General features: G+C 46.1%; 1 pseudogene. It reads left to right on the top strand.

The annotated features are described in order from the left end of the window. Nucleotides 1–310, top strand: a pseudogene (locus EXZ60_RS19065) (glutaredoxin); the annotation flags it as partial.

Genomic DNA, 310 nt, shown 5'->3' with positions numbered 1-310 from the left:
TCAACATTGCGTATGATGACGACAAAACCACCACCGACCTGATTGGAACCAAGCAAGTACCGCTTCTTATCAAAGATAACGATGAAGTGCTAGCAGAAAGCCTAGACATCATCGCTTACTTCCTTGATCTGGCAAGATCGACAGAGACAAGTCAACCCTCTCAGCAAGTATTGGACTGGCAACAAATCGCGTTTCTTCCACTGCAAAAAGTGGGTTACCCACGTTGGTCAAATATGGATTTGCCAGAGTTTGCCACTCAGTCTGCACAACAAGCTTGGCGCGCTAAGAAGGAAACTGACGCACTCAATTT

Source organism: Vibrio sp. 1151_11, from assembly GCF_029478525.1.
Lineage (GTDB): Bacteria > Pseudomonadota > Gammaproteobacteria > Enterobacterales > Vibrionaceae > Vibrio > Vibrio anguillarum.
This window is presented reverse-complemented; position numbering and strand designations above follow the sequence as displayed.